Origin of the sequence: Nostoc sp. JL23 (genome assembly GCF_017115065.1) — a bacterium.
GTDB classification, from domain to species: Bacteria; Cyanobacteriota; Cyanobacteriia; order Cyanobacteriales; family Nostocaceae; genus Nostoc; species Nostoc punctiforme_A.
Window position 1 is genome coordinate 1 of sequence record NZ_JABXKN010000018.1, and the last position, 8,140, is coordinate 8,140.

7 protein-coding genes are annotated in these 8,140 nt (G+C 39.2%); 2 read left to right on the plus strand and 5 right to left on the minus strand.

Features of this window, described 5'->3' with window-relative positions; translation table 11 throughout:
* Positions 1-65: 65 nt before the first annotated feature.
* The 4 genes from pip to HWQ42_RS02555 all read right to left on the minus strand — a co-directional run bounded on the left by pip (position 66) and on the right by HWQ42_RS02555 (position 5,432).
* Entirely contained in the window at positions 66-1,004 is a 939-nt protein-coding gene (pip, locus tag HWQ42_RS02540) for a prolyl aminopeptidase (protein ID WP_292809013.1), read from the minus strand.
* Positions 1,005-1,167: 163 nt separating this feature from the next.
* Complete coding sequence (locus tag HWQ42_RS02545; RefSeq protein ID WP_292809015.1) at positions 1,168-2,118, minus strand: MoxR family ATPase; 951 nt, start codon at positions 2,116-2,118, stop codon at positions 1,168-1,170.
* Between the two features lie 63 nt (positions 2,119-2,181).
* Positions 2,182-3,276: a DUF4350 domain-containing protein gene (locus tag HWQ42_RS02550; protein WP_292809017.1), complete on the minus strand. Its 1,095-nt coding sequence runs from the start codon at positions 3,274-3,276 to the stop codon at positions 2,182-2,184.
* Positions 3,277-3,350: 74 nt separating this feature from the next.
* Positions 3,351-5,432 carry a glycosyltransferase family 41 protein gene (locus tag HWQ42_RS02555; RefSeq protein WP_292809019.1) on the minus strand — a complete coding sequence of 694 codons (2,082 nt, stop codon included), beginning with the start codon at positions 5,430-5,432 and terminating at the stop codon, positions 3,351-3,353.
* Between the two features lie 341 nt (positions 5,433-5,773).
* Between HWQ42_RS02555 and HWQ42_RS02560 the strand changes: the two genes are divergently transcribed.
* On the plus strand, positions 5,774-6,451 hold the full coding sequence (locus HWQ42_RS02560; protein ID WP_292809021.1) for a methyltransferase domain-containing protein: 678 nt from the start codon (positions 5,774-5,776) through the stop codon (positions 6,449-6,451).
* Positions 6,452-6,590: 139 nt separating this feature from the next.
* On the opposite strand, the gene HWQ42_RS02565 is transcribed toward HWQ42_RS02560, so the two are convergent.
* Positions 6,591-7,208, minus strand: coding sequence for a hypothetical protein (locus HWQ42_RS02565; protein WP_292809023.1), 618 nt, complete (start codon positions 7,206-7,208; stop codon positions 6,591-6,593).
* Positions 7,209-7,364: 156 nt separating this feature from the next.
* On the opposite strand from HWQ42_RS02565, the gene HWQ42_RS02570 reads away from it, so the two are divergent.
* Positions 7,365-8,140 (plus strand): TspO/MBR family protein (locus HWQ42_RS02570; protein ID WP_292809025.1); only part of this gene is annotated, 776 nt, incomplete at its 3' end.

Genomic DNA, 8,140 nt, shown 5'->3' on the forward strand with positions numbered 1-8,140 from the left:
TTTTACTCCAGCTTTTTATTATCCCATGTTATTTATATTAAGGATGAGTCTATTACCTAACCGAATTAAATATTATCTGTTGCCTCAATCAAAGCATTACGAATTCCTGGTTCACTCATCGAATGTCCGGCATCAGGAACCACTATAAATTCCGCTTCTGGCCAAGCTCGATGTAATTCCCAAGCTGATATCATTGGACAAACTACATCATAGCGTCCCTGAACAATTACAACCGGAATATGGCGGATTCGGTCTACATTTAAGAGTAATTGATCTTCTGTTTCCAAAAATCCCTTATTCATAAAGTAATGGCATTCAATGCGTGCAAAAGCTGAAGCAAATTCACTCTCGCCAAACTTTTGCATGAGTTCTGGGTCTAAGAAAAGTCTACTGGTACTACCTTCCCAAATTGACCAAGCACGCGCTGCTGTTAATTGAATTTCTAAATCTGGATTGGTCAAGCGTTTGTAATATGCTGCAATCAGATCGTCACGTTCATCTATGGGAATTGGTTTGAGATATTCTTCCCAAGCATCAGGAAAAATATAGCTAGCACCCTCTTGGTAGAACCAGTGCAACTCTTTTTGTCTCAGCATGAAAATCCCACGCAGAATTAATGCCTTACATCGAGAGGGATGGGTTTGACTGTAAGCTAATGATAAAGTGCTACCCCAACTACCACCAAAAACTGCCCACTTTTCTATACCTAAATGTTGGCGCAGTTTTTCGATATCACTGACTAAATCCCAAGTGGTGTTTTCTCGTAATTCCGCATGGGGTGTACTTTGACCACAACCGCGCTGGTCAAACATCACTAACCGCCATTTTTCTGGGTGGAAATATTGCCGATAAAAAGCTGGACATCCACCACCAGGGCCCCCATGCAGCAAAACGATGGGTTGACCTTGCGGGTTTCCTGATTCTTCAAAATGGATAGTATGAAGGTCGGAAACCTGTAAACTACCTTCTAAGTAAGGCTTGATCGCTGGGTAAAGTTCTCGCATTTTCGATATTTTATCAGTAATGTTGTGATGGCGATCGCTATGTCTTAGTAAAACAACTTCGCTTCTGTAAAATGTCGGTTTTAACCGCCCTTTCGTCTAAAAATTGCCAAAAGCCCTCACCCTAAATCCCTCTCCCAAACTTGGGAGAGGGACTTTAAAATTTTCACCTCGGAACTGGTACTTGATTAATTACCGATGCAATTACTGCATCCATTTGTAAACCATCCAGCATCGCTTCTGGTTTCAATATGAGACGATGACGTAGCAACGGTGATGCAACTGCTTTTACATCATCTGGTGTTACAAAATCTCTTCCCGCTAACCACGCTAGAGCTTGAGATGTCTGCAACCAAGCACCGGTAGCGCGAGGTGATGCACCCAAAGTCAAATCAGGATATTGACGCGATGTTCTCACCAATGCCAACAAATAATCAACGATCGCTTCTGATACTTTAACTTCTTTGACTGCTTGTCGTGCTTGCAAAATGTCGGCTACTGTTGCGATTGGTTTCAAACGGCTAATATCCAAACGTCGTGCTGCAAAACCCGCCTGACGATTGAGTAACATTTGCTTTTCAGCAGCTTGATCTGGATAATCTACCACCAACTTAAATAAAAATCTGTCTAACTGCGCTTCTGGTAAAGGATAAGTACCCTCAAATTCTAGGGGGTTTTGTGTTGCAATTACCCAAAATAAATCTGGTAAAGGCAAACTTTCACCATCCAGTGTTACCTGCATCTCTTCCATTGCTTCTAGCAACGCCGCTTGTGTCTTGGGCGGAGTACGATTGATTTCGTCTGCTAGCAATACTTCAGTAAATATTGGCCCTTTTTTCAAAGTGAAATTGCGGCTATTCAAGTCAAAAATATTTGTACCAGTAATATCTGAAGGTAAAACATCCGGTGTTAATTGAATCCGGCGAAAATCCCCTTGAATTAACTGCGCCAACACCTTTACTAAAAGGGTTTTCCCAGTTCCCGGTACTCCTTCTAAAATTACGTGCCCACCCGCTAGCAGTGCTACTAAGAGTTGCTGTATTAAGCCAGATTGTCCAACAATTACTTGATTAATACCTTGACCAAGACGAATTAAGATAGGATGCGTTTCACTCATATTTTTTATTGATAAATAACCAACGCAGAGTACAATTACAAAAAAATAATTACGAATTATGAATTACGAATTACGAATTAATCTAATGGTTCGCCATTTCCCCAACCAGCTTAACAGGTCTCGTTCACTGATGGGTTGTTTGCGAGATTGTAGCTTTAAAACTGCATCTAATTCTGCTGCACTTGCACCTGTTTTTTCCATCCAGAAATCGATCAAGGCTTGACGTTCTAAAAGTACTTGCCCTAATCCCAAGACTTTTTGGAGTTCTAGTTGTTCTTGTTTACCCACCATTTCAACAACAAAGTCGGTGGTATCAGCTTTCTGCAACACCCCGGCTAAAGCTTGGATGTATGCCTCGCTATTATCTACAACTGGTGTATCTAAAGCTACTGGCTTGCCAAAGCGGCGATTCTGCGCCCAAACTAGCACTAATAGCAGGATACCTACCTGTATTAATATTGGAAGTAAAGGAGTTTTGGCAAAAAAGCTAGATAAATCTCCTTCGCTTTCTTTCTTCCTGATATCGGCATCTTTATAGCCGTGGATGTATTCATCGACAAAGACTGTGTTACTTTTTTCAGTAACCAAACTAGCTAAATACTTGAAATTACTTAAATAATCTTGGTAGGCGTTGGCAGCTAAATAAGGAGTGGTAGAAAAAATCACCTTTCCTTTTTTGTAATTTTCTTTCCAGACAACAGCACCAAAGCGATCACCTAAATTAACTTGCTGGGAGTTAGCTTTTTTATATCGTCTACGTGTATCAATTTTAATATCACCTTCAGGAGATTTTTGCATAGTGCTAAACTCCGCTTCTGTAACCCGCGCCTTTGCACCCAAAATTACCAAAGTATTTCCTTTCTCTACCCATTCCCGCTCTTGACTATCCAGTGTGGTTTCCCTGGGATAGCCGCCTACCTGTAGCAAGGTAATTGGGCTGTTCTCTGGCTGAATATCACTAAAAGGCTTTTGCCAGCGCTGAATAGAAATTCCCTGTTGTTGCATAAAAGCGTACCAAGCACCATAGCCATCAGAGTTACGGTTGTAGGTAGAGCCAGTGTTAATTTTAGTATTATTGGGAGCCGCGAACAAACTAAGTAAAACGATCGCAGCGAGTGCGATCGCTCCCATCCAAGCAAGGCGATTTGGACGTTTCATTTTCGACTTTCATAGCCTTTGAATATCACTGTTAATACTTACTTATTTTTCAGTTAAAGTCAAAATATACTTCTTTAACTTCTTGCAGCGATCGCCTGTTTGATAAATGCTTCTAAATTTTGGGTAGCAGTGGGATTGTCAAACAGAACCTTGCTTGAGAGTTTTAGGGCTTCACGAACTGAGTATCGCCAATCAATATCTACGGCTAATCGCACTGCAATCTGAATATATTGTGAGGTATCATCTGCAATTGTCTGTGTTACAGCGATCGCTTGCAAAAAACCATAGGAATGACGCCCCCGCATAAACTCACCAGGACAAGTAACAATTGGTAAATGACAGGCGATCGCATCCAGTGTTGTGTTACCACCCGCCCAGTCGAAGGTATCTAAATAAATGTCTGCCAAAGAAAGCAAGTCAAAGTAATCATCACGCGGCAGGACAGGAGAGAATACACAATAGTCAAGACTATCTAACCCGACAGCCGCAAATGCCCGTTTCAGACGTTCTTGAGAAATCCCAGAGCGAAGAAACATAAACTGAGCATTGGGAACTTGACGGGCAATTTCTGCATAAACGTAATCGTACTGCGGTAAATATTTATAAGCAGCTTGACTAGAGATGTAGACGATAGCATCTTCTCGTAATCCAAAAAATAATCGGTTGCGGTTAACTGAGTCAACTTTGATCGTAGGATAGGAAATCCCAACACCAGGCAAACGTACAAGGCTTTCGGTGTAGTGATATTGGCCATTCACAGGCTCCATCAGTTCGCTAGATAAAAAATAGTCAATGGTGGGTAATCCAGAAGTGACAGGTTGCCCCCAAGCCATACATTGAATCGGCGCTAAACGGAGTCCAGCAATGCATAGTGTTGTGGCATCCATTCCTAATTCTGGAAAAATTAACACATCAAGGCGATCGTCAATAACTTGTTGACAAATCTGTTCTAAATTATTCGGCAAATGATAAAACTTCGTACTATGAGACTGAAATAATTGAGTAGCAGCGTCAATTTGATGCCCTATGTGATATGAATAAATTTCAAATTTTTGATTATCTGCATATTTAAGCCAGTTTAAGAACAAAACTGTTCCACTCCAGCTACATAAAAAATAGGAAAGATAGCCAATTTTAATTCTTCGATTGTTACTAATAGAAGAAATCGGACGCACCTGACTCCATTGCGGATAATTTGCCGTCATAATTTGGTGAACTAGCTGTCCATATTGCTGCTGTAATCCCAGGTCATTTTTTGCCTGATATGCAAGAAAAAAGTTTGTATGATGGCTGATTCCGATAAAAGCTTTTTTCTGTTCATCTAGGCTATTAATTGTTACTTCTTGAATCAATTTTTCTAGCCCCTCTTGAAACCATGCTCGATAGGTATCAATCTCTTGAGGAGTATGATAAGTTTCTGGCAGCATAAGATAGCTCAACATTTTAAATACGTAGTTTTCAGGAAACTTCTCTGTAACCTGTTGAGCGAAGTTACGAGCTTCCAGATAGTTCTGGCTTTGCTTTAGACGAATAATCAGCCAGTAATAGAGTTCTTCTGCTTGAGGGCAATTGCTAATACCATTTTGCAATGTTTTGATAGCCGCTGGCATCTGACCAGTTTTATAAAAAACATCACTTAACTTCAGATAATAGTTAACCTGGTGCGGACAACTAGATAAATACTTGCTGTAATATGAGATAGCATTTTCAGGCGATTCAATGTCTGTAAAATAGTCGCCCCATCTGTGCCAAGATTCTAGCCGAGCCGCTTCATAAATAGTTGGCTGTTCAATTTCTGACAAATCACATCTGGGAACTTGTGCAATTTCTGGCTGCTGGATAATGTAGCGATCTTCGTTATTAATTGGGATACGAAAATTAATTAATGATTTAATAATAGACCATTCTTTGCTGCTTAACTGACCCGTCAGCCCTACATTCAGGTCTTCCGAGACAGCCTCTTCTAAACTAAGTTTCAGAACTATCTCAAAAAGTAATGAGTTAGCATTATCCTGTAGTTCATCCGATAAGCTTTGACTGTAAATTAGCAGTGTTATATCTTGTCTAGCTGGATGTGTGAAAAGAGTTCTGAGAACATTTGTCAATTCTTCTGCGATCGCAGTTTCTAAATTAGACCAGTCAGGAAAAATAATCAAATTAATATTTCTTAATTCATTAATTAACATAGCGTTGCAATTACTAATGATATAATCATCCATTAAACTCGAAAAACCCCAAAAAGCCTTCAGTTTCCCCAGCGACCCAAAAAACTTTTGCACTGACTTTTTTGGTGTAACCGAACATACTTAACTAATATAAATAACTACGGTTGTCATGTGTACTATCGCTAATCGATAGAACCTAAATAATTGCTGTAATCCTTTATAGCTATGAGTTACAACTGCGATTTTTGGAAATAGGGTCAATCCTGCATCTGGCTACATTATCGCTTATGTTTTAAAGGAGAAGATTGTTCGTGCTATTTGAGCGGTGTTATATGGACGAGAATGAAAAACGAATCTTTGACTCATGGCAGATGAATGCTAAATTATGGACACAAGCAATTCGTAATCAACAAATTGAAAGCCGTGCGATCGCCACAGATGCCGTTATAGTTAAAGCTATAACCCAAATGAATCCAAGAACATTCTTAGATATTGGATGCGGTGAGGGATGGTTGTCTCGACAGCTTTTTTCTTTAGGAATTGATGGCTGGGGTGTTGATTTTTGCGCCGATCTCATTGAGACAGCAAAGGATAGTGGTGATTCTCGCTTTGTTGTCTGTTCGTACTCGGATCTTGCATCACAAAGATTTAGCACAATTAACTATTTCTCTTGCTTGATTTGCAACTTTTCAATTCTAGGCGAATGCGCTCTTGATGAGATCGCCAAGGCAGGTCATAGTCTGTTAGAAGACAAAGGCAAAATAATCATTCAAACACTTCACCCGATAATTGCTTGTGGTGACTATACATATTCCAATGGGTGGCGCGAAACTTCATGGCAACCAAATGTAGATCGACCCTTTTACCCTACTCCTTGGTATTTCAGAACCCTAGAATCATGGATCGACGAATTCCATGCTTTGAATTACCGATTGCTAAATTTATATGAGCCATCCGATCCCAAGACAAATAAACCAATTTCCATTATTTTTGTCTTTGAACGGGAGTAAAGTATTAAGCACATTTTCTCGTTGATATTGTGCTTTTGTCAGCTTCTTGAACAGTGACTATTATATTAATGCGAATATACATCAGAGTTCATGAGTAAAACACGCTTTATACCTGGGTAAGATACTTAGAAATAAGCTACTAACTACAATAAGCCAGACTGCTTAATCCAGGAGTATTCACTAAGTCAGTGTTGACCATCCAACCATTACCAGATAACTCTCCAGGAAAACTTCTAGAAAGGTCGATTTCTACCCAAATGTAATTCTCAGATTTATATGACTTAACTATATTACCTGTAACCAAGTTCACAAACACAGTTGTCTTTGGATAAAGTGTTGTAATAAAAGGTTCTTTTGTACTTGGTTGGCGGCGTATAGTTTCCTGTCGTACAATTTGCCGACATACACTGCCAATAGTAGGTTTACTCGAAACATTTTGAGCGTTTTTATTCGGCTGACAAAATTTCAGCACAGCAGTTTGAATAAACCCTGAAGTCGGAGCTTTAATTCTGACAAATCTATCTCCACTAACTGGGATATACGCTAAAGTAATCCTTGTTTTTGCCGACAATATTCTGATAGTATGGGATGATGTTGAAGGTTCTTTGAAAACTGGAGTATTTACTTTAGTTGCACGACAATTTGACTGTGCAGAATTAAAGGGAGTCTGCGCGATTTGAGCAAATACAGGTACACTCAGAGCCAACGTAGCAATATTTACGAGAGTAAAAATATACAATAACTTCTGAAATTTCACGTTTTTTCCTCAATATCAGTTATGAAAGACTGTACATTAGATTCGGAACTGATAAACTCTGATGTTAAAATAACCTACAAAAATTATTTTTAACTATAAGAATATCATACAATGACTTATTACTACTAATTACCAACTACGCGCCATCTCTTAATTATGAATAAATCCCAGAATCGTGGAATAGTTGAACAGTTTGTTAATACAGTGATGGGGGTAAAATCTGGGAATCAACAACAGTCTCTAAACACATCAATAGCGACTACACAAAAACTAGATATCAGAGCAGTTTTAGTTTATACACTAGGGACGATACTACAGATATTAGTCATGATTCTCGTGTTATTGGGAATGGAAAAATTAGTAATATTCATTGATAATAATTATTCTTTTTCCAGTTGGTTTAGCACTTTATTGACTGGATTATTTTTTGCTATATTAAGTATCCGTTCTCGAATTTTTTCTCTTTTAGATAATACCCGTTCTCGTCAGACTTATGACCAGGTAATCAGACCAAGATGGTCGCCTCCACCTTTAGCCTTTCCCATAGTTTGGATGATAATTGCCGTTTTGCGGGTAATTTCTTCTGTATTGGTTTGGCAGCAAATGAATCACCAGTTTTTAGTGCTGCCTTTAATCTTGTTTGTGGTACATCTGGCTTTAGGGGATACTTGGAATACGATTTTTACTGTAGAACGGAGATTAGGTGCTGCTGTACCTGTAGTGATTTTAGGCCCTTGGTTATCTGCTGTAGTGGTGACGGCAATTTATTGGCAAACTAATCCTATAGCGGGAATGACTTTATCATTTTCTTGTGTGTGGTTAACTGTAGCTGCTGTATTGGTATTTAGAATTTGGCAATTAAATGGATCTGAGCCATTAGACCTCTTGCAAAAGTCGGTCAGGCAAATTCGGTTTGGAGGAGATGAAGCTCG

Bases quoted from the DNA above. Each gene is read 5' to 3' on its own strand.
- pip (WP_292809013.1), bottom strand. From the start codon at position 1,004: ATGCGAGAACTTTACCCAGCGATCAAGCCTTACTTAGAAGGTAGTTTA.
- HWQ42_RS02545 (WP_292809015.1), bottom strand. From the start codon at position 2,118: ATGAGTGAAACGCATCCTATCTTAATTCGTCTTGGTCAAGGTATTAAT.
- HWQ42_RS02550 (WP_292809017.1), bottom strand. From the start codon at position 3,276: ATGAAACGTCCAAATCGCCTTGCTTGGATGGGAGCGATCGCACTCGCT.
- HWQ42_RS02560 (WP_292809021.1), top strand. From the start codon at position 5,774: ATGGACGAGAATGAAAAACGAATCTTTGACTCATGGCAGATGAATGCT.